Source organism: Citrobacter sp. Res13-Sevr-PEB04-36, from assembly GCF_015672735.1.
Lineage (GTDB): Bacteria > Pseudomonadota > Gammaproteobacteria > Enterobacterales > Enterobacteriaceae > Citrobacter.
Genome location: NZ_JADABY010000003.1, coordinates 78,766 through 103,833, shown reverse-complemented (window position 1 = coordinate 103,833; position 25,068 = coordinate 78,766). Strand labels below are relative to the sequence as shown.

At 51.6% G+C, this 25,068-nt stretch carries 24 protein-coding genes, 1 tRNA gene and 2 pseudogenes; 12 read left to right on the top strand and 15 right to left on the bottom strand.

Annotated features, from left to right (window positions below):
• The 7 genes and pseudogenes from IMQ48_RS22960 to IMQ48_RS22955 form a co-directional block, all read right to left on the bottom strand.
• A pseudogene (locus IMQ48_RS22960) lies at window positions 1-220 on the bottom strand (hypothetical protein); the annotation flags it as partial.
• Window positions 221-866: 646 nt separating this feature from the next.
• A complete protein-coding gene (locus IMQ48_RS00590) occupies window positions 867-1,148 on the bottom strand; it encodes an ogr/Delta-like zinc finger family protein (protein ID WP_196207493.1) in 282 nt (93 codons plus the stop codon).
• Complete coding sequence (locus tag IMQ48_RS00585) at window positions 1,148-1,909, bottom strand: septation initiation protein (protein WP_196207492.1); 762 nt, start codon at window positions 1,907-1,909, stop codon at window positions 1,148-1,150. The genes IMQ48_RS00590 and IMQ48_RS00585 overlap by 1 nt, the downstream gene beginning before the upstream one ends.
• Before the next feature lie 400 nt (window positions 1,910-2,309).
• Window positions 2,310-4,915: pseudogene (locus IMQ48_RS00580) on the bottom strand (DUF927 domain-containing protein).
• 62 nt (window positions 4,916-4,977) lie between these two features.
• Entirely contained in the window at window positions 4,978-5,283 is a 306-nt protein-coding gene (locus IMQ48_RS00575; protein ID WP_196207491.1) for a hypothetical protein, read from the bottom strand.
• 28 nt (window positions 5,284-5,311) lie between these two features.
• The gene (locus IMQ48_RS00570) at window positions 5,312-5,671 is read right to left on the bottom strand and encodes a hypothetical protein (RefSeq protein ID WP_196207490.1); all 360 of its coding nucleotides are present in this window, start codon (window positions 5,669-5,671) and stop codon (window positions 5,312-5,314) included.
• Window positions 5,664-5,981: a host cell division inhibitor Icd-like protein gene (locus IMQ48_RS22955; protein ID WP_230326227.1), complete on the bottom strand. Its 318-nt coding sequence runs from the start codon at window positions 5,979-5,981 to the stop codon at window positions 5,664-5,666. The genes IMQ48_RS00570 and IMQ48_RS22955 overlap by 8 nt, the downstream gene beginning before the upstream one ends.
• Before the next feature lie 46 nt (window positions 5,982-6,027).
• Between IMQ48_RS22955 and IMQ48_RS00560 the strand changes: the two genes are divergently transcribed.
• Window positions 6,028-6,213 carry a YlcI/YnfO family protein gene (locus IMQ48_RS00560; protein WP_196207489.1) on the top strand — a complete coding sequence of 62 codons (186 nt, stop codon included), beginning with the start codon at window positions 6,028-6,030 and terminating at the stop codon, window positions 6,211-6,213.
• A gap of 206 nt (window positions 6,214-6,419) precedes the next feature.
• Here the strand turns inward: IMQ48_RS00560 and IMQ48_RS00555 are convergent, their stop codons facing one another.
• The 5 genes from IMQ48_RS00555 to IMQ48_RS00535 all read right to left on the bottom strand — a co-directional run bounded on the left by IMQ48_RS00555 (window position 6,420) and on the right by IMQ48_RS00535 (window position 10,167).
• A complete protein-coding gene (locus tag IMQ48_RS00555; protein WP_071888237.1) occupies window positions 6,420-6,614 on the bottom strand; it encodes an AlpA family transcriptional regulator in 195 nt (64 codons plus the stop codon).
• Window positions 6,615-6,718: 104 nt separating this feature from the next.
• Window positions 6,719-7,597: a hypothetical protein gene (locus IMQ48_RS00550; protein ID WP_196207488.1), complete on the bottom strand. Its 879-nt coding sequence runs from the start codon at window positions 7,595-7,597 to the stop codon at window positions 6,719-6,721.
• Window positions 7,587-8,888 carry an integrase arm-type DNA-binding domain-containing protein gene (locus tag IMQ48_RS00545; RefSeq protein ID WP_196207487.1) on the bottom strand — a complete coding sequence of 434 codons (1,302 nt, stop codon included), beginning with the start codon at window positions 8,886-8,888 and terminating at the stop codon, window positions 7,587-7,589. The genes IMQ48_RS00550 and IMQ48_RS00545 overlap by 11 nt, the downstream gene beginning before the upstream one ends.
• 190 nt (window positions 8,889-9,078) lie before the next feature.
• Window positions 9,079-9,150, bottom strand: a tRNA-Arg gene (locus IMQ48_RS00540).
• A gap of 75 nt (window positions 9,151-9,225) precedes the next feature.
• Entirely contained in the window at window positions 9,226-10,167 is a 942-nt protein-coding gene (locus IMQ48_RS00535; RefSeq protein ID WP_196207486.1) for a formate/nitrite transporter family protein, read from the bottom strand.
• Window positions 10,168-10,455: 288 nt separating this feature from the next.
• On the opposite strand from IMQ48_RS00535, the gene mlaA reads away from it, so the two are divergent.
• On the top strand, window positions 10,456-11,211 hold the full coding sequence (gene mlaA, locus IMQ48_RS00530; protein ID WP_096756318.1) for a phospholipid-binding lipoprotein MlaA: 756 nt from the start codon (window positions 10,456-10,458) through the stop codon (window positions 11,209-11,211).
• 60 nt (window positions 11,212-11,271) lie between these two features.
• Here the strand turns inward: mlaA and fadL are convergent, their stop codons facing one another.
• Window positions 11,272-12,552, bottom strand: coding sequence for a long-chain fatty acid transporter FadL (gene fadL / locus IMQ48_RS00525; RefSeq protein WP_196207485.1), 1,281 nt, complete (start codon window positions 12,550-12,552; stop codon window positions 11,272-11,274).
• A 371-nt stretch (window positions 12,553-12,923) separates the two neighbouring features.
• Here fadL and IMQ48_RS00520 point away from each other — a divergent pair, with 371 nt between their 5' ends.
• The 4 genes from IMQ48_RS00520 (at window position 12,924) to sixA (ending at window position 17,535) form a co-directional block, all read left to right on the top strand.
• Window positions 12,924-13,208, top strand: coding sequence for a YfcZ/YiiS family protein (locus tag IMQ48_RS00520; protein ID WP_196207484.1), 285 nt, complete (start codon window positions 12,924-12,926; stop codon window positions 13,206-13,208).
• Between the two features lie 175 nt (window positions 13,209-13,383).
• Window positions 13,384-14,694 (top strand): acetyl-CoA C-acyltransferase FadI, encoded by a 1,311-nt coding sequence (fadI, locus tag IMQ48_RS00515; RefSeq protein WP_196207483.1) that lies wholly within the window; start codon window positions 13,384-13,386, stop codon window positions 14,692-14,694.
• Complete coding sequence (fadJ, locus tag IMQ48_RS00510) at window positions 14,694-16,841, top strand: fatty acid oxidation complex subunit alpha FadJ (RefSeq protein ID WP_196207482.1); 2,148 nt, start codon at window positions 14,694-14,696, stop codon at window positions 16,839-16,841. Before fadI ends, fadJ begins: the two co-directional genes overlap by 1 nt.
• Before the next feature lie 208 nt (window positions 16,842-17,049).
• Window positions 17,050-17,535 (top strand): phosphohistidine phosphatase SixA, encoded by a 486-nt coding sequence (sixA, locus tag IMQ48_RS00505; protein WP_196207481.1) that lies wholly within the window; start codon window positions 17,050-17,052, stop codon window positions 17,533-17,535.
• A gap of 108 nt (window positions 17,536-17,643) precedes the next feature.
• Here sixA and smrB read toward each other — a convergent pair whose 3' ends face one another.
• Window positions 17,644-18,195 (bottom strand): endonuclease SmrB, encoded by a 552-nt coding sequence (gene smrB, locus IMQ48_RS00500; protein ID WP_196207480.1) that lies wholly within the window; start codon window positions 18,193-18,195, stop codon window positions 17,644-17,646.
• A 166-nt stretch (window positions 18,196-18,361) separates the two neighbouring features.
• Here smrB and prmB point away from each other — a divergent pair, with 166 nt between their 5' ends.
• From prmB to IMQ48_RS00470, 6 genes are read left to right on the top strand one after another with little or no spacing between them, the layout of a single operon-like run.
• The gene (gene prmB / locus IMQ48_RS00495) at window positions 18,362-19,294 is read left to right on the top strand and encodes a 50S ribosomal protein L3 N(5)-glutamine methyltransferase (protein WP_196207479.1); all 933 of its coding nucleotides are present in this window, start codon (window positions 18,362-18,364) and stop codon (window positions 19,292-19,294) included.
• A 37-nt stretch (window positions 19,295-19,331) separates the two neighbouring features.
• Window positions 19,332-20,417: a chorismate synthase gene (aroC, locus tag IMQ48_RS00490; RefSeq protein ID WP_196207478.1), complete on the top strand. Its 1,086-nt coding sequence runs from the start codon at window positions 19,332-19,334 to the stop codon at window positions 20,415-20,417.
• A gap of 3 nt (window positions 20,418-20,420) precedes the next feature.
• Window positions 20,421-21,245, top strand: a complete 825-nt coding sequence (mepA, locus tag IMQ48_RS00485; RefSeq protein ID WP_196207477.1) for a penicillin-insensitive murein endopeptidase — start codon at window positions 20,421-20,423, stop codon at window positions 21,243-21,245.
• A complete protein-coding gene (locus tag IMQ48_RS00480) occupies window positions 21,245-22,054 on the top strand; it encodes a sulfite exporter TauE/SafE family protein (protein ID WP_196207476.1) in 810 nt (269 codons plus the stop codon). Before mepA ends, IMQ48_RS00480 begins: the two co-directional genes overlap by 1 nt.
• Entirely contained in the window at window positions 22,054-22,602 is a 549-nt protein-coding gene (locus IMQ48_RS00475) for an elongation factor P hydroxylase (protein ID WP_196207475.1), read from the top strand. The genes IMQ48_RS00480 and IMQ48_RS00475 overlap by 1 nt, the downstream gene beginning before the upstream one ends.
• Before the next feature lie 32 nt (window positions 22,603-22,634).
• On the top strand, window positions 22,635-22,913 hold the full coding sequence (locus tag IMQ48_RS00470; RefSeq protein WP_196207474.1) for a YfcL family protein: 279 nt from the start codon (window positions 22,635-22,637) through the stop codon (window positions 22,911-22,913).
• Between the two features lie 53 nt (window positions 22,914-22,966).
• On the opposite strand, the gene mnmC is transcribed toward IMQ48_RS00470, so the two are convergent.
• Window positions 22,967-24,970 (bottom strand): bifunctional tRNA (5-methylaminomethyl-2-thiouridine)(34)-methyltransferase MnmD/FAD-dependent 5-carboxymethylaminomethyl-2-thiouridine(34) oxidoreductase MnmC, encoded by a 2,004-nt coding sequence (mnmC, locus tag IMQ48_RS00465; RefSeq protein WP_196207473.1) that lies wholly within the window; start codon window positions 24,968-24,970, stop codon window positions 22,967-22,969.
• Between the last annotated feature and the right edge of the window lie 98 nt (window positions 24,971-25,068).

Genomic DNA, 25,068 nt, shown 5'->3' with positions numbered 1-25,068 from the left:
TTTGCACAACTTCATTATGCTCAATGGATTTTTTTGAGTATACCATTTCAGTTTTTAATGAATTTAATTCAACTTCTTTTTTGGCTATATCCTCTGATAAAAGCTCCTTTTGGTAAATCGGTCTTACCGTATAAAAATATCCAAAAATTGCGAATGCAACCAGTACAAACTGTGATACGTGGCTAACTCGACTCAAAAAGATATCAATCTTATTTGACATAATGCCTCTGCCAGATGCGCTGTTAATTTTGTCAATTATAATTTTTTAGTAAAAAAAATCATCTACTAATTGATTCAAATCGATTTTGACGTAATGAAACTAACCAGTATGTTTTGTATGCGGAATTCTGAACGGGCACTAAATAGCTGCGCACAATAGTGCTCCACTTTCGTCAGCCTTTTCAGGGCAAGGTATCAGGGCTGTTTCCTCTATCTGACCGGCTGCGACGGGGTTGAGATGAGTTGCTGTTACACAGTTGTCACCCGTCAGTAAGCGGCAGATGTAGCGGTATTAGGCGCAGCTATTTAGAACTCGTGGGGCAATGCCAAACGTTCATACCGGCACACTAATTCAAGTATTAAGAAATTGTTTAAGCTATTTGATTTTCAACACATCAGATCTTCATCTTTTACGCTGATGCGGACAGCCCCGCCCGCCTGCCCGCTTCGCTTAACAGACTGGTTTTCATGCACCCCGTAAACCGTCTCAGACGCCGCACCACAAGGGCTTTCGCGTCAAAAATGTCGCATGAGAATCATGCGTTTTCATGCGCCATAGACATGCACTCATGCGCTCTCAGGCCAGCCAGGGAAAAGACGTAAAAAATCCCGGTACTGGACCGGGATTACATGGGTATTTTTGCTAATCAGATCGGGATTTGTTGACGACATGACAGCTTTGACGCAGAGCCATAGCGGTTCAGTGTCTGGGGAGGCTTGTCTGCGGGCACCTGTTCATCCATCGAGTCTAACAAATAACCTTCTTTTTGCGGGCGCGTGATGATTGTATGCACGGATTCTAGGGCTGTAAAAGTGGCTGAGCATTCTAGGTTTGTGCATTGATAGTACGTCTTCTTTACCGATGGAGCTTCATACATGCTGGCCCGGCAATGCGCAATGGCTGAGCAAAAAGGACATTTCAGCGCCATCAAATATCCTCCATTTCACGGTTATGTTTCTGCAACCCTTCACGTTCCTGACGGATCTTCATTTTATGAATAGCAGCAGGAGAGAGCTGTTTACTGAGATCCAGACGGGCCGAATAATCCGGCGCAACGCCCGTCAGTTTAAACACAGGGTCCTGTTCCGGCATCGCATCGTTAGTGAGAGCCGCTTTGGTAATATGCTTGTGAATAAAGTCTTTCAGCAGTGTGTCCGGGTCATTAACTGAATGCACCACACCGACAACTGCGCTGGCTTCCCGGCCCATTGTGGATTTGAGCAGGCTCAGTGTCTGGATTAGTGACTTACCATGCGCCTGCATAAAATCTTCCCAGATTTGTTTTGCGCGAATACCCACAAGGGTGTCGTGCGCGTGGATATACTTTCCTGCTAATTCCGCAGTCTCCTGCGGCAAAAGTGCATTTTCGCATTCCTGCGCCGCCAGCAGCTCATCAAAATCCTCAAGCGTTTCGCGTCTCAGCGCAATTTCCGTGCGCAGTTTTTTCATTTCCTTTGACACCACGCCCTGACTTTCACGAAACAGCGTGCGCCACTCCTCATTCAGCGCGTTCGTCGTGGCTTCCATTTCAGCGCGACGCTGGCGGATTGTCCCAATATTATCCGCTGCCGCTTTCTGCTGACGACGTGCTTCAAGCCATACATTTCTGGCTGTGTTCAGGGTTTCCAGTGCCCGCTGCGTTACAGCCGGAAAAGTGGAAAGGTTGTTATTCTCTGCGGTGTTGTTCATGACTTCTCCTGTCGGGTTGGTTCGTTACGTCAATTGTGTCGTGGCTGACACAAGCGCACTATCGGTGCTCAGTGTGTGGTGGCTGGCACAACGGGTGTTTACGGTTATTCACACGCGGCTATGAAAGCCAACCAGATAAAAATGCCTCTGTTTCAGTCTGCTTCATGTCCCCGATACGGTGGAACAGGTGGAACACGTGTTACAGCATTGTTTTGTAAAGCATTTATGTGCATAGCACAGGTGGAACATCGCGGGTAACAAGGTGGAACAGTGGATCGGCTGACGTTCCACCTGTTCCACCTCACTATTTCAGAAGGTGGAACAGGTTTAGCCCTTGTAAAATACGGTTGTTCCACCTGTTACACTTGTTACCCTTAATAAATAAGACTCACGCAAAGCCTCAACCCGGCACCTCGCTGTTGAAGACATAGAGCCTGCGGGGATTCATCTCTGGTGGGCGAATGTTTGTCTGCAGCTTGCCATCGGTGGAGGGCAGCAGATATCCACGATCCGCGCACAGACGTGCCACCTTGCGCGGGTCAAATCCCCTGCAGATTTCTTTCCAGCCGGACGGCATGACGTAGAACGTGGTGACAGCTTCCGTGCCCTGTGCGGTACTGCCTTTCTCCACTCTGCGCCAGCCCACCATATTGCCGGGGCGGTTGCGCTCGTCGTGCCAGTCTGCAAAGCGGCTGTACTGATTCGCGGTAAAGAAACTGCGTACCTGCTCCAGCGCGGCAATATCTTCCTGATTGGCGGTGTGCCCGCGATCTTTCAGCCATGCGTTCAGGCAGACGCGGGTTGCACGCAGCGCTTCACCCTCAGGCCAGCCGGTGATACCCAGCCGGGTTGCCAGCTCGCCCGCCATCGCCACCAGAGCAAAGCGGTTCACAGCCCGGCCCACCTGATTACCCGCATCTTTCGGGGTCAAGGCGGCGGTATATTCCTTCATCAATGACTTTGCCTGTGCTGTCAGCCCGTTAAGTTCAGCGGTCAGGGCTTTCAGCCACTCCCGGAACGGCGAACCATAGTAGCTGGACGTGGCCCATTCAAGATGCTCCGCCAGAGCCTTGCCGCTGTCGAAGCCGTGCAGCTCCTCAAATACGCCAAATTTCCCGGAATCGCTGGGGATCTGGATCATCCTGACTTCCATCCCGGCAAAGGTACGTTCCCCGGCTTTTGCCGCATGTTCGGTCAGTGACAGCTCGCCGGTTGAAAAGAACAGCAGCCGCCACTGCTTACGTGTGCGCAGCTCACCGTCCGTACCGGCACGGCCCTTGCCCTGGCCGTTTGCCAACATGTAGGCGATATTGCCCGCCTCACGTCCGTCCACCTCCCGGATCTCATCGAGCATCATGGCGGCATCATTGCGGCGGCTGGCGCATCCCTCCAGCGCGTTGCCTGTTGCCCGCCACGTCTGCCAGTAGTCAGGCCCGCCGCAGACGGAGGTTGCCGCTTTCATGGTGGTGGTCTTACCGTCCGTGGATTCGCCCTTGAGGTGATAGCCGCCGCCGTCCATACCAACCAGCCTTAGCAGTGGTGCAGCAAAGGCCAGACTCACGGCAATGCCACGCGGGAATTGCCGGTGCAGTAGAGGGATACATGCTCTCGCCATTCCTCCGTTGTGCCCGACACGCGGAAATCGCGCCCCTGCACGGAAGTGGTCTGGAGAATGACACCCTCCGCACCTTCACCGTTAACCTCATCCTGCAGGACGTAAACCTGACCATGCCAGCCGGTGCGGCTGACGCAGGTCACGCGGCGTTCCGGTTTACACAGCGATATATATTCCATCAGGCGGGCGCGGGCCTCGCCGGTGGTACTGATATAGGAAAGTCCATTAACCAGCAGCACCCGCCGCAGCTCCTCACCGCTACCGCTCAGCATTTCCATCGGCATCGCCCAGCGGCGGCGTTCTCCCCACGTATCTTCCCACTCCAGCAGTCGTCCGAAGTTACCGCCATCGGCATCGCAGGTGATTGCCGTCACGCGTAGCGGGTTGCATATTTTGACGTTCTGGATCTCAGTCTCACCGTTGCGCTGTACCTGTTTTTCATACCAGAGATATTCCTGGGTAAGACGGAACCCATGCGGTAGTTGTGTGCGGCCTTCCCCACACAGCACAAGACCGTTACGAAAGGCTTCACGGGCACGAGTTATACCGTGCTCACGATGGAAGTCATTCCAGTCGGCCTTAATCTCTCCCGGTGGTAGCGTCATCCAGCCGCTGACGGCTTTTGCTGCCCGTTCAGCAAAGGATCTGCCTGGATTCTCGCCGGCGTCCTGAAAATCGTTATCACCGGCGATGATAATTTTTACCTCAGGCCAGCGTGCCCGCAGCGCCTGTGCGACGTTGGGCAGATTACCCGCAGATATGGCAGCCACTACGCACCCGGCGGTGAGCTGGCTTACAGTCAGCGCCGTGGCGTAACCTTCGGTGATCACTACCTGTACCGGCGGTTCAGACGGTAACGGGCTGAGCGCCACAAACGCGCCTTTCATCGTGCTGCCAGGCAGTAAGCTTTTTTCACCCATCGGGCCGATAAGCTGCGCACCGGTCACGGCTCCGGCATTGGTCGTGAGCGGTAACAGTAGGGAACCGGCAGGAAAATCCTTACCGCTAATATGCTGCACGCTTCCGGTCAGGGAGGCCGGGTATCCGGCAAACCCTTTCCCGCTCAGATAGGGGCTTTCTCCCATGCGGCTCTCTTTCATCAGCGCCGCCACGGTAAAGCTCATGTCGCGTTTAGGAGTTTTCTGCCTGGCGGGCTTCACGGGCAATTCCTGCACATCCGGCACATTAAGAACCTGCGCCACTTCCTGTGCAGCCTTTCTGACGCCGTAACCAGTCATGAGCTTAACCAGATCCAGACCATCACCATTGCCGCACTGGCTGCAAATCCACGTCCCACGCCCGTCAAGGTCATCAAGGCGAAATCGGTCTTTGCCCCCACATTTCGGGCAGGGACCGTGCCTGCCGTTTTCAGGAACATCAATGCGCAGCATCTGCAGAATAACGGGCCATTTCCCTCGCGCAGCTGTTGAAATCTGCGTAACCGTTTGTGTTGTCATGCTTCCCCCTGGTAACTGAATAAACCTTCATCGAGTTGCATACAGCAACGCGTTGCATCAGTCAGATCAGCGCGAAGATATTCCATCAGGGCGGCAATACCTGGTGTGCAATGGGAAGAAAAAGAACCTCCCTGATACGGATATTCAGAAAATAGTAACTGCAATAAATCACAGGCTTCTTTTGCGCGAGCCAGCTTTCCAAATCCATCCTCAGACAGCCCATATGCGGGTAAGCCTGTTTGACCTTTTTCAGACAAAGGGAGGCCCTGAGCACTTGAATGCTCATTGGAAAAATTCGTCATGAACTACTCCGTTTTTATCGGTGGCTTGTCAGAGAAAATTTGAATAGTGACTTTCGTCCGGCTCAGCGGGTTGTCGTATGCATCTCTCCCGCCAGCGGGTAAAGCTCACCGATGGGTGCAGAGTAAATGGACCAACATTACTCCCATCAGTTGGAGGGAATGACCGCTTTAAAAACGGTGCAGTAAAGAGTCGTGTATATCGTTCTTCAAACCATGCCAGTGGGCAGGATGAAATTTTATTGTCACTTTCGTGGCGCATCAGCACTTCGCAGCTGAATTCAGGATTAACCAGAGCCACAGATGGGGAGGATTCAATTATTCTTAAAATCGTAACCGTCCATCCACGTTCATGCTGCCAGCGTTCGCCGGGCTGCGGATAATTACGCATTTTCACCTCCGCACGGAATACGACCAGCAAAGCTCAGAACATAGTCTGGGGCAAGCCTGATCCGGGCTGAGCGTTCATTATCAGCGGTTATCCGTAGCATCACAGGACGAGTATTGCGTTGGCTGCGGTTGATCGCAGCAAATAACCATGTAAACTTTTGTGTAGCCATCTTCGTTGTCTCACATAGCGGATTGGTCAGAAGCCCGGTTAGTGTTCCCGCACCACCGGGCTTTGCGCTTACAAGGTGAATCGCACCTTCTTTTTTAAAACTACCTTCAAGTGAATCGCACTTCAAGTCTTTTATTATCATTTTTTTTGCGTATACTGAATTGCACCTGATACAAGGAGATCCAGTAATGGCAACAGGTTCAACCAACAACAAGTCACAACAGCTTAATGCTCGCTTCCCACATGATGTTGTTGCCGAATTAGAAAGCAGCCTCGAAGATGGTGAGACGAAAGCGCAGTTTATTGTTACAGCTGTTAAGGGCGAGATTAAGCGCCGCCAGCGTAGGAAAGCGAAGCTGGAACCGGAAAGCTGAACAACGTTATGCATCATGACAAAACCTCCTGGCTGATTTCACTACACAAACATCCTTGCGAGGCCATCAGTGCTTTCTGTTGGTTTTTTTTATGCTGATTTTTGGCTACCACGTGCTGCATTAATTTGTTCTCACATATAGTGATTCACTTTCAACTGGAGCAATTAATCTAAGTTTTTGAGGTTTCATAGCCTTTATCCGGTAGATTAATTGTGTTTTTTAGCTGCCAACCAAGCACGGATCTCTGCCGCATCATAAACTGAGACACGTTCTGAGAGGCGGGTAGATTTTGGGAAGTCAGGTTTGCTTCTTTCCCAACGCCAGAGTGTGACAGTGGTGACTTTAAGAAAGTCAGCTGTGGCTTTGGGTCTGGCATGGCCATGTTGAGGGTATGTGTGCATATGTATTTACCTGCTGTGTTAAGTTATCTATGTGATTAACACAGCAGATTAAAATACGTTTTTGACTCAAAGTGTTCTAAATTTTTAACTGTTTATTGGAAATTTTAAAGGTTTAGATAGCGCTCAAGTGTGGGGGAAGATGGAATGTCATAATCAACCTCAGTTCCTTTTGATTTCAAATCCTCAAGATAATCCCTTAAGATTTTGTGTCTATTATTTGCCGTGGTAGATAGTATATTTTTATTTATGGTTGGGTTTGATTGTATTAGGAATCGAATAAAGTTAGATAGTTTCTCTTTGTGAGGTGAGATCGGCTTAATATCCTGACTGTCATTTTCATCAGAATTAATTAAATCTTCCATGAATGGGAGTGGTTTTCCACTTACAGCATGTGTGTGAATTTTATCAATTGTTTCTTTGGTTATGAAAATATTGTCTAGGTTTATCACCGGCCTATCGTTTATCTCAGGTTGGAAACTATTTGATAATATTTGGTCTGAGGGTGATATGGCGCTCAATTTTGTTTCTTCAAACACATTCTCAGTATCTTTAAGTAGAACGGATATGTTCCTTGAGTCAATGGACCATATATCACTGATAAAGCAAATAAGTTCATAAGTTGTTGACCGTGTATTTGTTTTAACTAAAGGTGGGATTTGATCATCTTTTGTTGTTATTAATGTGTACACTTTTGAGTGACGGGACCATGTCTTATAGATTCGAGTCAACTCGTTAAAGGTTAAATCTCCATCAAAATATAGTTTTAGTGGGCTTTCTTCTAAATTTTGATTTTCCACATTGATTTTTAAAGTACCTTTTGTTTTTTGTAGATTAATACATAGGCTTATAACCCCAACATCATGCCAATGGAGAAAATCCTCAATTTCACAATTGAGTAATTTTGCTGCTCGTGAAATTGAGCAGTATTCTAGAGGTGGCATTTTATTAAGTGCCCAAATATTTTTTTCGTTTTTATGACTCATTAGATATATTCCCTATGTTCAATGTGGCATTTTTATGTTCCATATCGTATGGATCGACATATCTCTCTGTATTGAGCGATAGGTAATCAGACCACCATTGCATCATCTGACGGCGTTCCTGCATGTGTTGTGCAAGATGTACATATGCTGCCCGCACTTCATTTCTTTCCTGATGGCTCATTTGCCGTTCAACCGCATCACGAGACCAAAGTCCTGATTCAGTCAGAGCAGAACAGGCCATTGCCCGGAAGCCATGCAGGCATACATCAGCCTGAGTATCGTAACCCATCGTTCGCAGCGCCTTATTTACGGTGTTCTCACTCATTGGCTTGTAAGGATTGCTGTCACCTGGGAATACCAGCAAATATTCACCACTGATCTTTTGGATATCCCTCAGTACATTAATAGCTTGGGTGGAAAGCGGGACGTAATGTGCCGCACCCATCTTGGCACCACGATCTGAATATTTTACCCCAGCGATCTTTTCCCGCTGCCCTGGTATTGTCCAAAGACCATTTTCAATATCGATCTCTTCCCACCGGGCATGGCGCAGTTCGCTGGAGCGCACGAAAGTGTGCAAGGAAAATAAAACCGCCAGCCGGGTTAATGGTCTGCCAGTGTAATTTGCCGCTCTCGCCATCAGCTCCGGTAAACATTCGAGCGGTAGGGCAGGGCGATGCCTTACTTTGGGATTGGTAATCGCACCTTTCAGATCGTGGGCTGGATTGTAATCGACAATCCCACGTTGGACGGCATAACGAAAGATACTCCCCATAGTGGTTTTCACCCGTCCAGTGGTCGCACCGATGCCCTGCTTGGTCATCTCAATCAACATCGGAAGAAGGTCACGGGTTTTTAGCGTATCAATGGGTTTTGAACCTATAGCCGGAAACAGATGATTTTCCATTTCACGTAGAATTTTGGTACGAGTAATTTCCTTCCATTCAGGATGCCCCATCGTTCCACTATGCCACTCTCTGGCTACTTTCTCGAATGTGGGGGAAATCGATTCTTCCTTTTCTGACCTTTTTGCTTCGCGCGGGTCACGCCCATCGGCCAGTAGTTGTCTGGCTTCGTCACGACGCTTTCGCGCTGTTGCAAGCGGAACGTCCGGGTAAACCCCTAATGCCAACGTAGCTTGTTTACCACCAAAGCGGAAATTCATTCTCCACGCCTTGGTTCCATTCTTTTTGACTAACAGATAAAGGCTTCCACCATCTGTTAGTTTGTAGTCAGCATCCTTAGGCTTGGCGTTCTCAATTTTTTTAGGCGACAGCTCGTTTAAAGCCATATGCAGTAAGCCTCTGACAACACATTGATGGTATCGGGATATCGAACCGAGGAATACCATCAAAGATACCATCAGAGGAGTGTAATGTCATGAAATGAGCTGAAATGAAAAATGGGCCTGAATGGCGCTAATTTGCTGGGTTTAAGAGGTTTTGTGTAATGACGTGAAATGGTATGAAAGGACTTAAGATTGTCCCCTGCAGGAATCGAACCTGCAACTAGCCCTTAGGAGGGGCTCGTTATATCCATTTAACTAAGGGGACGAAGCGGCACGAGTATAGCGTTTTTTACTCGCAACGGTAAGTCTGTGTCCGCCTGACTGCTCAAACAGTCGCCATTCAGGATTGTTTTTTCTGGTTTTTCTGCTTGTGCTGTACCCGTTCAGCCTGTAACCGGGCTTCTTCTTTGCGTTTATTGCTCATGTCATTGCGAATCTGCGCGTGGCTCATCAATGCGAAGATGAACGTCCCGCCGCAGATATTCCCGGCAAGCGTCGGCAGCGCGAAGGGCCAGAAAAAGTCGCTCCAGTGCAGCGTGCCGTTAAAGACCAGATAGAGAATTTCAACCGATCCGACGACGATGTGCGTGGTATCGCCTAATGCAATAAGCCAGGTCATCAGGACAATGACGACGATTTTTGCCGCACCCGCTGCGGGAAACATCCACACCATGGTGGCGATCAGCCAGCCAGAAATAATCGCGTTGGAAAACATCTCCGTCGGGCTGTTTTTCATGACATCCATACCTATTTTGACAAAGGCGTCGCGAGTTTCTTCATCAAAAATCGGCATATATTCAAATGCCCATGCCGCAACGCCAGTACCGATAATGTTACCCAGCAACACCACGCTCCACAGGCGCATCAGTAAGCCAAAATTGCCGAGGGTTGGGTTTTGCATCACTGGCAGTACAGCGGTTACGGTGTTTTCGGTAAAGAGCTGTTGGCGGGCCATAATGACGATGATAAACCCGAAGGTATAACCGAGGTTTTCCAGTAAAAATCCGCCGGGGACGCCCTCAAGCTGTACGTGAAAAATACCCTTTGCCAGTAAAGAGGCGCCCATCGACAGCCCGGCGGCGATAGCTGACCACAGTAGCGCCATCGCATCGCGTTCCATCTCTTTTTCCCCGTCCTGGCGGATATGTTCGTGAATCGCCATGGCGCGGGAAGGAAGCCGGTCCTCGTCGACTTCTATCTTTTTACCCTGCAACTTCTCTTCACTTTCTACTTCGAGTTCGTCGCTGTGTTGATCAATTTTTTCTTTTTCGATGTCATTCATTTTTGAGCCCTGAATAAGCACGTATTGCTAAAGCGTAGCGGTTTTTATCCAGGAACTGGTGGGAGAAACTCTGAAATCGCAAAAATGGTAACGTTTGTATTTATCGGATTCGGTAAAATAGAAAGACCGCGAGGTCTACCTTACCAGGCTATGATCAAATCAGTAAGTTAGGGTATATAGACATCGTTTGACGTGCTGTTACAATCGCTCACATCTAAACCGGCGGATACCTTATCGTTCCGTCACGGATGGCAATCAGCGATAGCCATAATACACAGGGAGACACTTATGAAGCTTCGCCTGTCGGCGCTTGCGCTGGGAACCACACTTTTGGTGGGGTGTGCGAGCTCCGGTACAGAACAGCAGGGGCGTTCGGATCCGTTTGAAGGGTTCAACCGCACCATGTACAACTTCAACTTTAATGTGTTGGATCCATATGTTGTTCGACCGGTGGCTGTAGCCTGGCGTGATTATGTTCCGCAGCCTGCCCGCAACGGTTTGAGCAACTTTACGGGCAACCTCGAAGAGCCGGCCGTGATGGTTAACTATTTCCTGCAGGGCGATCCTTATCAGGGAATGGTGCATTTCACCCGTTTCTTCCTGAACACCTTGTTAGGTATGGGCGGCTTTATTGATGTCGCGGGCATGGCTAATCCAAAACTGCAGCGCGTTGAGCCACATCGTTTCGGTAGTACGTTAGGCCACTATGACGTTGGCTACGGCCCGTATATGCAACTTCCGTTCTACGGCAGCTTTACAGTACGTGATGACGGTGGTGATATGGTGGATACGCTGTATCCGGTGCTGTCGTGGCTGACCTGGCCGCTGTCGGTCGGTAAATGGACCATTGAAGGGATTGAAACCCGTGCGCAATTGCTCGATTCCGACGGTCTGCTGCGTCAATCTTCCGATCCGTACATCATGGTGCGTGAAGCTTACTTCCAGCGTCATGACTTTATTGCGAACGGTGGAAAACTTAAACCAGAAGAAAACCCGAACGCGCAAGCTATTCAGGATGACTTAAAAGATATTGATTCTGAGTAAGGAATAGGTACAAATAAAAAGGTGAGCTAAAAAGCTCACCTTTTTTACGCCTGAAGAAAATCAGAATGCGTAGTTAAAGTTGGTACCGAACAGCCAGGCTTTACCTTCAGATTCGAAGGTATACGGACCTTCTTTGATGGTCACGTTCTGTCCGTGCATATAAGAAGCACCGATGTCGATAGACGCATCTTCATTAAACGCGTAGGTCGTACCCGCGCTCAACCACAGGCGATCCTGGTCTGGAATGGAGATGGAGCGTTTATCTGCTGGAACCGGGCTATCGTCATAGGCGATACCGGTACGGAACGTCCAGTTTTTATCCATATAGTAGGTCGTACCCAGCGCGAGGCGGTAAGAATCTTTGAAGCCTTCTTCTTTATAGAACAGCGTTTGTCCGCTGGTGCCCGTTGCTTTCAGCTCCTGGAACTGACTCCAGCTAGTGTAAGCGATGCTGTAGTGAATAGCCCACTGAGGCGCCACGCGGTTATAGCCAGACAGTTCCCACATTTCCGGCAAGTTAAGCGTCAATGCACCAGGAACCGTGGTGTTATTGGTTCCCCATGGGAAATCAATACCCGCGCCAGGCGCGCCGTTGACCAGGTTACTCAGGCCGCTTTTATAATCGCCGTCGAAATCGATTTTAACTTCTGAACGATAGGTTAAGCCCCAGCGGTTGTCTTTATCCAGCTCGTACAAAATACCCGCGTTCCAGCCGTAACCCCATTCATCGCCTTCCATACTCGCAATTTTAGGGCTGACTTTCGGTAATGACGCGGTCATTTCACCGGAATAACGTTCAATTTTTGCGTCGGCATAAACGGCGTTAAAACCAAGGCCGAAGCTCCAGCTATCATTCAGGCGATAGGCGCCGCTGAGGTTAAGGTTGACCGTTTTAAGGTCGGTCTTGCCGCCGTATTCACCGACAATGTAGCTGTCGTTAAATTCGGTAGCCAGGCCATAGTTAGAGGTGACAGACGCGCCCCAGCCAAACTGCTCGTTAATAGGCATCACGAAGTGCGCATTCGGGACCCATGCCGTCGGGGCGATGTTGTCCGCATTGGTGCTGCGCCCGGTGAACGGCGATTTACCGGAAATATTAACATCTGGATCGATATATACCGCACCAGCTGAGAAAGTAGGGCGATCGAACATCATGATCAGTGCCGGGTTGCGGCTGGCGTTACCTGCGTCGTCTGCGATAGCGCCTTCACCCGAATATGCCCGGCCAAGGCCAGAGGAAGAAAATTCGTTTAACTGAAAGCCTGCAGACCAGGCCTGTGTGGAGATAATTGCCACTGCGACTGCGAGAGCAGACTTTGTAAACAGGGTTTTCTGGCTCATGACCATAACCTCATCGATTTATTTTTATACAAACAATGTTACATGCCGTAACAGGAGCGCGAAGTGTAGGGTCTGAGGTACCACATAGAAATCAGACCAGTGGCGAGAGTATAGGTCTGACCAGATAGAATGTTGCAAGTATGTTTATAAGTTTTTTCAAATATGATCTTAAAAACGCGATCCAGCTGGCAAAATTGCGGTGATGCGCACTCACCTGTTTGGGCGATTTTTGTTTTGGATCATTTTTAAGTGTGATTTCGGTCGCTTATCGCATTTCGCACAATTAACGACTGGAGAGGAGAATAATGGGAGCGTAAAATATCCCCAACGTTTATCTGGCACCTCAGGTGCGAATACAGAGGAAATCTACAATGAGTAAATGCAGTGCTGATGAAACCCCGGTTTGCTGCTGTATGGATGTTGGTACCATCATGGACAACACCGATTGCACCGCGTCATACAGCCGTGTGTTCGCGACTCGCGAGCAGGCAGAAGAAACGCTGGCCGCTCTGACCGAGAAAGCGCGTGGCGTAGAATCTGAGCCTTGCCAAATCACCCCGACCTTTACTGAAGAGGCAGAGGGTGTTCGTCTGGATATCGATTTTGTTTTCGCCTGTGAAGCCGAAACCCTGATCTTCCAGTTGGGTCTGCGTTAATCCCTTCTTCCAGTGCCCTTGCCACCTTCTGGCAAGGGCATTTTCGTAACAAGCAGTGATTATTCACTGTGTCATAGCTCCCACTTTCCTTTCTCTCTGCTTGGCTAAATGTAAAAAATTGGTTAAGACTATGATCAGGTCAGACCACTTATTTTATTTTTAACAGGGGAGTGTTATGAGTCAGGCTTTATCGCTGGTTACTCGTCAGGGCGATCGCATCGCCATTGTGAGCGGGCTGCGTACGCCATTTGCTCGTCAGGCGACTGCATTTCATGGCATTCCTGCCGTTGATTTGGGCAAAATGGTGGTCAGCGAATTACTGGCTCGGAGTGAAATTCCAGCCGATGCTATTGAGCAACTGGTTTTTGGTCAGGTAGTGCAAATGCCTGAAGCGCCAAATATTGCCCGGGAAATCGTACTGGGTACCGGGATGAACGTGCACACCGACGCCTACAGCGTGAGCAGGGCCTGCGCCACCAGCTTTCAGGCGGTGGCGAACGTCGCGGAAAGTTTGATGGCGGGAACCATCCGTGCGGGCATTGCTGGCGGGGCTGACTCCTCATCCGTATTGCCGATTGGCGTCAGTAAAAAACTGGCGCGTGTGTTGGTAGACGTCAATAAAGCCCGCACCACCGGCCAGCGGCTGAAACTTTTTTCCCGACTGCGTTTGCGCGACCTGATGCCGGTCCCGCCTGCGGTTGCTGAGTATTCCACCGGCTTACGCATGGGAGACACGGCGGAGCAAATGGCGAAAACCTACGGCATCACACGTGAGCAGCAGGATGCGCTGGCGTACCGTTCGCATCAACGAGCCGCTCAAGCCTGGGCCGAAGGCAAACTGGCTGATGAGGTGATGACCACCTACGCCCCGCCGTTTAAAGATCCTTTCTCAGAAGATAACAATATTCGTGGAAACTCTACGCTGGCGGATTACGCCAAACTGCGCCCGGCGTTTGACCGTAAACACGGCACCGTCACGGCGGCAAACAGTACGCCGCTGACCGACGGCGCCGCTGCGGTGATTCTGATGACGGAGTCCCGGGCTAAAGAGCTGGGACTGGTGCCGCTGGGCTATCTACGCAGTTTTGCGTTTACGGCCATCGACGTCTGGCAGGATATGCTGCTGGGCCCGGCGTGGTCGACACCGCTGGCTCTGGAGCGCGCGGGCCTGACTCTGGCCGATCTTACGCTGATTGATATGCATGAAGCCTTTGCCGCGCAGACGCTGGCGAATATTCAACTGCTTGGCAGCGAACGTTTTGCCCGTGACGTGCTGGGTAGGGCACATGCCACAGGCGAAGTGGATGACAGCAAATTTAATGTGCTAGGCGGTTCTATTGCCTACGGACACCCTTTTGCCGCGACCGGCGCGCGTATGATCACCCAAACGCTGCATGAACTACGGCGTCGTGGCGGTGGGTTTGGTTTAGTCACCGCGTGTGCGGCGGGTGGACTGGGTGCGGCAATGGTTCTGGAGGCGGAATAATGGAAATGGCATCGGCTTTTACGCTACACGTGCGTCTGGATAACGTGGCGGTGGTCTCCATTGATGTACCCGGAGAGAAAATGAATACCCTGAAAGCGGAGTTTGCTATTCAGGTACGGGCTATTTTGAAACAAATTCGCGACAACAAAGACCTGCGCGGCGTGGTGTTTATTTCGGCGAAGCCGGACAATTTTATCGCCGGGGCAGATATCAATATGATCGACAACTGCCGCAGTGCGCGGGAAGCCGAAACCCTGGCCCGTCAGGGGCAACAGATGATGGCGGAAATTAATGCGTTGCCGATCCCGGTTATCGCTGCCATTCACGGTGCCTGCCTTGGCGGTGGTCTGGAGATGGCGCTGGCGTGTCATAACCGCATTTGTACCGATGACGTTAAAACCGTGCTGGGTCTGCCGGAAGTACAGCTTGGTCTGTTGCCTGGGTCCGGCGGCACGCAGCGATTACCGCGCCTGATTGGTGTCAGCACCGCGCTGGATATGATCCTGACCGGCAAACAATTACGCGCCAAACAGGCGTTGAAAGTAGGGCTAGTCGACGAGGTTGTGCCGCAGACCATTTTGCTGGAAGCGGCGGTAGAACTGGCTAAAAAGGAGAGTTCGGTACACCGCAGCCTGCCAGTGCGGGAACGCATTCTGGCTGGACCTCTGGGACGGGCGCTGCTGTTTCGTATGGTCAGCAAAAAGACGGCGCAAAAAACGCAGGGAAATTACCCCGCAACGGGCCGTATCCTTGAGGTGATTGAAACCGGCCTGGCACAGGGTAGTAGCAGCGGCTACGACGCAGAAGCTCGCGCGTTTGGTGAGCTGGCGATGACGCCGCAGTCTCAGGCCCTGCGTAACGTCTTTTTTGCAAACACCGACGTGAAAAAAGATCCCGGCAGCGAGGCGGACCCCGGCCCGCTAAACAGCATAGGCATTCTGGGCGGGGGTCTGATGGGCGGGGGGATTGCCTACGTGACGGCCTGTAAAGGCGGCTTGCCAGTGCGTATTAAAGATATCAACGCTAAGGGAATCAACCACGCGCTGAAATACAGTTGGGATCAGCTTGAAACAAAAGTTCGCCGCCGCCATCTCAAAGCCGGCGAGCGTGACAAACAGCTGGCGCTGATTTCAGGCACTACCGATTTTCGTGGTTTTGCGCATCGCGATCTGGTTATTGAGGCGGTGTTTGAAGATCTGGCGTTAAAACAACAGATGGTGGCAGATATTGAGCACAATTGTGCCCCTCATACTATTTTTGCCTCTAATACCTCATCTTTACCGATTGGTGACATTGCAGCCCATGCAGTACGGCCCGAGCTGGTTGTTGGTTTACACTTTTTTAGCCCGGTAGAAAAGATGCCGTTGGTGGAAGTAATCCCTCATGCAACAACGTCTGAACGCACTATTGCAACCATAGTTAAGTTGGCGAAAAAACAGGGGAAAACACCGATTGTAGTGCAGGATAAAGCCGGGTTTTATGTGAATCGCATTCTTGCTCCGTATATCAATGAAGCTATTCGCTTACTGACCGAGGGCGAGCGCGTTGAGCAGATTGATGCAGCGCTGGTAAAGTTTGGTTTTCCGGTAGGGCCAGTCCAACTTTTGGATGAGGTCGGAATTGATACGGGCACTAAAATTATACCTGTACTGGAAGCGGCTTATGGTGAACGTTTTAGCGCACCTGCAAATGTTGTTGCTTCAATTTTGAATGACGATCGCAAAGGTAGAAAAAATGGTCGGGGTTTCTATCTTTATGGTGCGAAAGGGCGTAAAAGCAAAAAACAGGTCGACCCTGCAATTTATACGCTTATTGGCGTTCAAGGACAGAGCAGACTCAGTGGCCCGCAGATTGCAGAACGATGTGTCATGTTAATGCTCAACGAAGCGGCACGCTGTTTCGATGAGAAGGTTATCCGCAGTGCACGCGATGGTGACATCGGCGCTGTGTTTGGTATTGGTTTTCCGCCATTCCTCGGCGGCCCGTTCCGGTATATGGACTCCCTTGGTGCGGGTGAAGTGGTTGCGGTTCTGCAACGACTGACCACACAGTATGGTTCCCGGTTTACGCCGTGTGAACCGTTACTGCAGATGGCGGAACGCGGAGATAGTTTCTGGAAGCACGGGGAAACTGACCTGAATTCATAAGGTCAAAGGTAAGATGAATCCGCACCGAATGTATGAGTTACGCTCAAAATGTAAACAGAGATTGACTATACTTACGCCATTAAGGTAAAAAACGGCGTTTCATTCGGTGAATGGATAAGGCACAATGCCGGCCACCACAAATTTAGCATCGCCAATAGGGGCGTTGGCTAAAGGTGTTGGTGTTTCTGGTTAACAAAAGCGGTGCAATATGCAAGTTTTTATCATGCGTCACGGCGACGCGGCGCTCGATGCCGCCAGTGATTCGGTTCGTCCCTTAACCTCCTGCGGTTGTGACGAATCTCGCCTGATGGCGAACTGGCTGAAAGGTCAAAAAGTGGATATCGAACGTGTTCTGGTGAGCCCGTTCCTGCGAGCCGAGCAAACGCTGGATGTGGTCGGGGAGTGTATGAACCTGCCAGCCGGTGTGGATGTTTTGCCGGAGCTGACTCCCTGCGGCGATGTCGGTCTGGTCAGCGCCTATTTACATGCACTGGCCAATGAAGGTGTCGCCACGGCGCTGGTCATTTCTCACCTGCCTTTGGTGGGATATCTGGTGTCCGAACTGTGTCCGGGGGAAACGCCGCCGATGTTTACCACATCTGCGATTGCCAGTGTAACGCTTGATGAGAGCGGTAAGGGTGTTTTCAACTGGCAGATGAGCCCATGTAATCTAAAGATGGCGAAAGCGATATAGTCGCTTCGTTAGCCGGATCAAGCGCGAGCGCAGCCATCCGGTAAAGTGTCTTTGACATGAGCCTGCAATAAAAAGAGCCGCAACTGCGGCTCTTTCTGTTTTCCGTTCTCAGGGAAGTTCGGGCGGTAACCACTCTTCCACTTCAATCAGCACCAGCAGCGCGGCGTCGCCGCCGTACTCTTTAGGCGCCTGATGAAAAGCCATCACGTGCGGATGTTGCGCCAGCCAAAGCGGCGTTTGCTGCTTCAGAACGTGCTTTCCGTGGCCGTGCATGACGCAGGCGCAGAAGACGTGTTCACGGCGACAGGCGGCAATCAGCGCCCCGAGTTCCTGTTTAGCCTGCTGTTGCGTCAGTCCGTGTAAATCAAGAAACAGTTCCGGGGAGTAGTCACCACGGCGCATTTTCTTCAGTTCAAAGTGGCTGACGTCGGCCCGCAGATATCTGACCGGACCCTCTGTATTCAGCAGCGGCTGAAACTCATCAGAGAAATAGTGGCTGGCATCTGCCTGTTCCTGCAACAGCCTTTTAACCGGCACCTCGGTGATTTTTTTACGCGGCGGTCGATGGACAATCGTGTCCTGCTTAATTTTACGCGTGCCGGTCATCAGCTGGCGAAACAGCGTCTGATCCTCCTCGCTGAGCGATGTTTTCTTTTTCATTTGAGCGTCTCATCTTTTATTTTCCGTTAGTTTAACCCGACTCAATGGGCATCCGATCGCTTAAAACGCAATTTTCGCGCTCAGGCTCCGCGTGAATGCTGATTTATCGCCGTCTTCGTGGCAAACTAGCCGCCGAATTTAATACGAGCATGCCCTGGAGGAATACGTGGATAAAATTTTCGTTGATGAAGCAGTGAGTGAGCTGCATACCATTCAGGACATGTTGCGTTGGGCGGTCAGCCGTTTTAGCGCGGCGAATATCTGGTATGGTCACGGGACGGATAACCCATGGGATGAGGCGGTACAACTGGTGTTGCCGTCGCTCTACCTGCCGCTGGATATTCCTGAAGATATGCGTACTGCGCGCCTGACTTCCAGCGAACGCCACCGTATTGTTGAACGCGTGATTCGCCGCGTCAACGAGCGTATCCCGGTTGCCTATCTGACCAACAAAGCCTGGTTCTGTGGTCACGAATTCTATGTCGATGAACGCGTGCTGGTACCGCGCTCACCGATTGGCGAGCTGATTAATAATCGCTTTGCTGGTCTTATTAACGAGCAGCCGCATCATATTCTCGATATGTGTACCGGCAGCGGTTGTATTGCTATCGCCTGTGCGTATGCCTTCCCGGAAGCCGAAGTGGACGCGGTGGATATTTCCACTGATGCGCTGGCGGTAACCGAGCACAATATCGAAGAACATGGATTGATCCATCACGTGACGCCGATCCGCTCCGATCTGTTCCGTGACCTGTTGAAAGTGCAGTATGACCTGATTGTGACCAACCCACCGTATGTGGATGCAGAGGATATGTCCGATCTGCCAAATGAGTATCGTCACGAACCTGAACTGGGTCTGGCGTCCGGCACCGATGGGCTGAAGCTCACCCGCCGCATTCTCGGCAACGCTCCGGACTACCTGTCAGACAACGGTATTCTGATTTGTGAAGTCGGTAACAGCATGGTACATCTGATGGAACAATATCCGGATGTGCCGTTTACGTGGCTGGAATTCGACAACGGCGGTGAAGGCGTATTCATGCTGACCAAAGAGCAGTTGATTGCCGCTCGCGAACATTTCAGCATCTATAAAGATTAACGACACGTGCACACACAACAACCATAACGGAGCGGTGATGGCAGGAAACACAATTGGACAACTCTTTCGCGTAACGACCTTCGGCGAATCGCACGGGCTGGCGCTCGGCTGCATCGTTGATGGTGTTCCGCCGGGCATTCCTCTGACTGAAGCTGACCTGCAGCACGATCTCGACAGACGTCGTCCGGGGACTTCGCGTTACACTACGCAGCGTCGCGAGCCGGATCAGGTGAAGATCCTCTCCGGCGTGTTTGAAGGCGTTACCACCGGCACCAGCATTGGCCTGTTGATTGAAAATACCGATCAGCGTTCACAGGATTATGGCGCCATTAAGGATGTTTTCCGTCCGGGCCATGCCGACTACACCTACGAGCAGAAATACGGGGTGCGTGACTACCGTGGCGGCGGGCGTTCATCCGCGCGCGAAACGGCGATGCGCGTGGCGGCCGGGGCGATTGCCAAAAAATATCTGGCGGAAAAATTCGGCATCGACATCCGCGGTTGTCTGACCCAAATGGGCGATATTCCGCTGGAGATTAAAGACTGGTCACAGGTCGAGCTTAATCCGTTCTTTTGCCCGGATCCGGACAAAATCACCGCACTGGATGAACTGATGCGCGCACTCAAGAAAGAGGGCGACTCCATCGGAGCTAAAGTGACCGTGGTTGCAAGCCATGTACCTGCCGGCCTCGGCGAACCTGTTTTTGACCGTCTGGATGCTGATATCGCCCATGCGTTGATGAGCATTAATGCGGTGAAAGGCGTTGAGATTGGTGACGGCTTTGAGGTTGTTGCGCTGCGCGGCAGTCAGAACCGTGATGAAATCACCAAAGCAGGTTTCCAGAGCAACCATGCTGGCGGCATTCTGGGAGGGATCAGCAGCGGGCAACAAATTGTTGCACATATAGCGTTGAAGCCGACTTCCAGTATTACCGTTCCCGGGCGCACGATTAACCGCTTTGGCGAAGAAGTCGAGATGATCACTAAAGGACGCCACGATCCGTGCGTTGGGATCCGCGCAGTGCCGATCGCAGAAGCGATGCTGGCGATTGTGTTGATGGATCACCTGCTGCGTCAGCGGGCGCAGAATGCGGATGTAAAGACTGACATTCCACGCTGGTAAGAAATGAAAAAAACGGCACTTGCAGCGCTGGCTCTGTTTGCCAGCACGGCCTGTCTGGCGGCGACGCCCTGGCAGAAAATTACCCACCCGGTAGCAGGCAGCGCGCAGTCTATCGGTGCGTTCTCCAATGGTTGTATTGTCGGGGCAGATACACTGCCCGTGCAGTCCGAATACTATCAGGTGATGCGCACCGATCAACGTCGCTATTTTGGTCATCCTGACCTGGTGATGTTTATCCAGCGTCTGAGCACCCAGGCCAATAGTCTGGGGCTGGGTACGGTGTTAATCGGTGATATGGGTATGCCGGCCGGTGGGCGTTTTAACGGCGGACATGCCAGCCACCAGACAGGGCTGGATGTGGATATTTTCCTGCAATTGCCGAAAACGCGCTGGACGCAGTCGCAATTGCTGCGACCGCAGGCGCTGGATCTGGTCGCACAAGACGGAAAACATGTTGTACCGTCACTGTGGAAGCCGGAGATTTTCAGTCTGATCAGGCTGGCGGCGAAAGATGATGATGTCACGCGTATTTTTGTGAATCCAGCAATTAAACAGCAACTTTGTCTGGATGCAGGAAGCGACAGGGACTGGTTGCGTAAAGTGCGGCCATGGTTCCAACACCGTGCACATATGCATGTCCGGTTACGCTGTCCTGCCGACAGCCTTGAGTGCGAAGATCAGCCATTACCTCCACCGGGTGATGGCTGTGGCGCGGAGTTACAAAGCTGGTTCGAACCTCCTAAACCGGGAACCACTAAGCCTGAGAAGAAGACACCGCCTCCGTTGCCGCCTTCCTGCCAGGCGCTACTGGATGAGCATGTACTTTAATGGATAATTTTGCCGATCTTTTTATGGTGTCTCCACTGCTGTTGGGCGTTCTTTTTTTTGTGGCAATTCTGGCAGGATTTATTGATTCCCTGGCGGGGGGCGGTGGTTTACTCACCATCCCTGCGTTGATGGCTGCAGGTATGCCGCCGGCCCAGGCGCTGGCCACCAATAAGCTGCAGGCCTGCGGGGGATCCATCTCTGCCTCGCTCTATTTTATCCGCCGTGGCGTGGTGAACCTGGCCGATCAGAAACTCAATATCGCCATGACTTTTGTTGGCTCAATGAGCGGCGCGCTGCTGGTTCAGCATGTGCAGTCGGACATTTTGCGCCAGATCCTGCCTGTTCTGGTTATCTGTATCGGCCTCTACTTTCTGTTGATGCCCAAAGTGGGTGAAGAAGACCGACAGCGTCGACTGTATGGTTTGCCTTTTGCGCTGGTGGCTGGGGGCAGCGTTGGATTTTACGATGGCTTCTTTGGCCCGGCAGCCGGATCTTTTTATGCGCTCTGCTTCGTTATGCTGTGCGGTTACAATCTTGCAAAATCTACGGCACACGCCAAAGTCTTGAATGCCAACTCAAATATCGGCGGACTGCTGCTGTTCGCGCTGGGTGGTAAAGTGATTTGGGCCACCGGTTTTGTGATGCTCATCGGCCAGTTTATTGGCGCGAGAATGGGGTCACGACTGGTGCTCAGCAAAGGACAAAAACTGATTCGGCCAATGATCGTCATTGTCTCCGCAGTGATGAGCGCCAAGCTACTTTATGATAATCATGGACAGGAGATTCTCCACTGGCTGGGGATGAACTAATGAATACTACCCATCACTACCAACAGTTAATTGATATTTTTAACGGCTGCTTTGCCGAAGAATTTAATACCCGTCTGATTAAAGGCGACGACGAACCGATCTATCTTCCTGCCGATGCGGAATTGCCATACAACCGGATCGTTTTTGCACATGGCTATTACGCCAGCGCGTTACATGAAATTTCGCACTGGTGCATTGCCGGTAAAGCGCGTCGTGAACTGGTCGACTTCGGTTACTGGTACTGCCCGGACGGGCGTGACGCCAAAACTCAATGTCAGTTTGAGGACGTGGAAGTGAAGCCGCAGGCATTTGACTGGCTGTTTTGCATGGCGGCGGGTTATCCGTTTAACGTCAGCTGCGACAACCTGGAAGGGGACTTTGAACCGGATCGCGTGGTGTTCCAGCGTCGAGTTCATGCCCAGGTGATGGAGTATCTGGAAAAAGGCATCCCTGAACGTCCGGCGCGTTTCATTCACGCGCTGCAGAATTATTATCACACGCCTGAACTTAAGGCGGAACAATTTCCGTGGCCCGAAGCGCTCAACTGAAGCGGCAGCCACGTTTACAATGAGGAAAGAAGATGATCGCGGAGTTTGAATCACGCATTCTGGCACTAATAGACGATATGGTAGAGCACGCCAGCGATGATGAGCTGTTTGCCAGTGGCTATTTGCGTGGACACCTGACGCTGGCCGTTGCTGAACTGGATGGCGGAGAAGACCATTCCGCTGAGGCATTGTACGCTAATGTTACCAGCAGCCTGGAAAAAGCTATCAGTGCGGGTGAACTCTCACCGCGTGACCAGGCGTTAGTGAAAGCGATGTGGGACACGTTGTTCCAGAAGGCGACACAACAATAAGTGCCTTGCGGGCCGGATGCCGTTAACGACTTATCCGGCCCGTAATGATGACCTCAGGATTTTACCGCTTTTCCCTTCACTAATTTTCTTACCCATAACCGGTTTGGATTTAACGCGGCTAGGGTTTCCGCGTCCATAGGGATGGGTTCATCACTCATTTGCGCAGCCAGGATCTCTGCACACAGCGGGGCGGAACACAGTCCGCGCGAGCCCAGCGCGCCCAGCATAAAGATGTCACGGTAAACCGGTGCGCGCGTGGCGGTCTCTTTGTGTTCTGACAGATTGGCGTACTGGCTGAGCGTTGCCTCATAGTCCGGTACATTGCCGACCATCGGTAAGTGATCGCGGGTGGCGCAGCGAACGCCACAGCGTGCCGATTGCCCACTGACATTCACCTCTTTTACCCATGCGGCATGCGGGAAGCAGTCGAGTAAACGCTGGCGGTTTTGCTGCTGGTCCTCCTCGCGATACGTTGTTTCTTCCTCACCACGACGATAGCTCGCGCCGATGCAATGATGCTGATTGGCCGGATTTTGTGGCGTCAGGTAGCCGTCGTAACACAACACCTGACGTAGCGCCGACAGTGAAGGTGTGGTGGGAATATGACTCACCTGACCACCGACAGAATAAACCGGTAACGGTTGGGTCTGATCAAAGCGATTTATGCGATGACCATTCGCCAGCACCACCACCTCATGTTCGACGGTTTCGCCAGTAGCAAACTGAAGCTGCCAGTTGTTTTCCTGCTGTACAAGCGATGCCAGTGGATGTTGGTAATGGGTACGTAATCCCAGCGTCGTCGCGTAATCCAGCACGGCGGCGGTGAGTTGCGCCGGACATAGCCATCCACCGCCAGGATACTGAATGCCGCTGCAGTTGGTTGCGACGCCGGTCGTTTGCAGAACCTGCTCAGTATCAACAGCCAGCGCGAGAGCGTCGGGTAAGGCAAGCGACAGCATCTGGGTGATTTTCTGCTGGCTTTTTTCATCCCAACCAAGTTGCGTTACGCCGCACCAGTCGTGGGCGAAATCCACCTGCAGGGCGTCATACAGGCGTCGGGCAAAGGTAAATGCGGTGGGGAAAAAGAGATTAATGGCGGCGTCATGCTTGCTGAGCAAGGGGTATAGTGCGCCCTGACGATTACCGGACGCGCCCTGTGCGGGCTTATCGTCAGCACAGTATAGCGTCACCTGCCAGCCACGACGCAAGAGTGCCAGCGACAGTAATGCGCTGGCAATGCCGCCCCCGATAATAGCCGCCTCCCGTTTTTCCGTGCCGGTGCGTGAGAACCACGGTGTGGGTGAGGGGAACGTTAGATGTTGTTCCATCACGCCGCACAGCATTTCACGCTTGCGCCCGAAGCCTTTGCATTTCTGCATAGTAAAACCGGCGTCCTGCAAGCCCCGGCGCACAAAACCTGCGGAGGTGAAAGTTGCCAGCGTCCCGCCCGGACGGGCCAGTCGGGCCATGGCGTTAAACAGCGCTGGCGTCCACATATCGGGGTTTTTTGCCGGCGCGAAACCGTCGAGGAACCAGGCATCGACTTGCTGGTTCAGGGATTCGTCCAGCTTACCTGTGAGGTCGTTAATGTCACCAAACCACAAATCCAGCGTCACCCGACCTTCATCCAGCAGTAGTCGATGACAACCCGCTAACGGTAGCGGCCACTGAGCCTGTAATGACTCAGCCCACGGAGCCAGTTCCGGCCAATGCTGATGGGCCAACGTCAGGTCGTCACGCGTTAGCGGATATTTTTCAAAACTGATGAAATGTAATCTTTCCAGGGTAGCGTCAGGGTGCGCATTACGAAAAGCTGCAAATGCCTGCCAGAGGGTGAGGAAGTTTAGTCCGGTGCCAAAACCACTTTCCGCCACTACAAATAACGGGCGTGAGTGCGTGGGGAATCGGTCCGCGAGATGATTGCCGCCGAGAAAGACATAACGCGTCTCTTCCAGCCCGTTATCGTTAGAAAAATAGACATCGTCAAAATCTCGGGAAACAGGTGTACCCTCAGCGTTGAATTCGAGGTTGGCAGGTTGTATCGCGTATTGTTTCACGTAAGTTACTCGTCTGGCTTGCTGTGTCTCGATCTTAACGATGAGTGCCTGAGGGCGCAAATTTCCACACAAAATGGCTGATCGGACTTGTTCGGCGT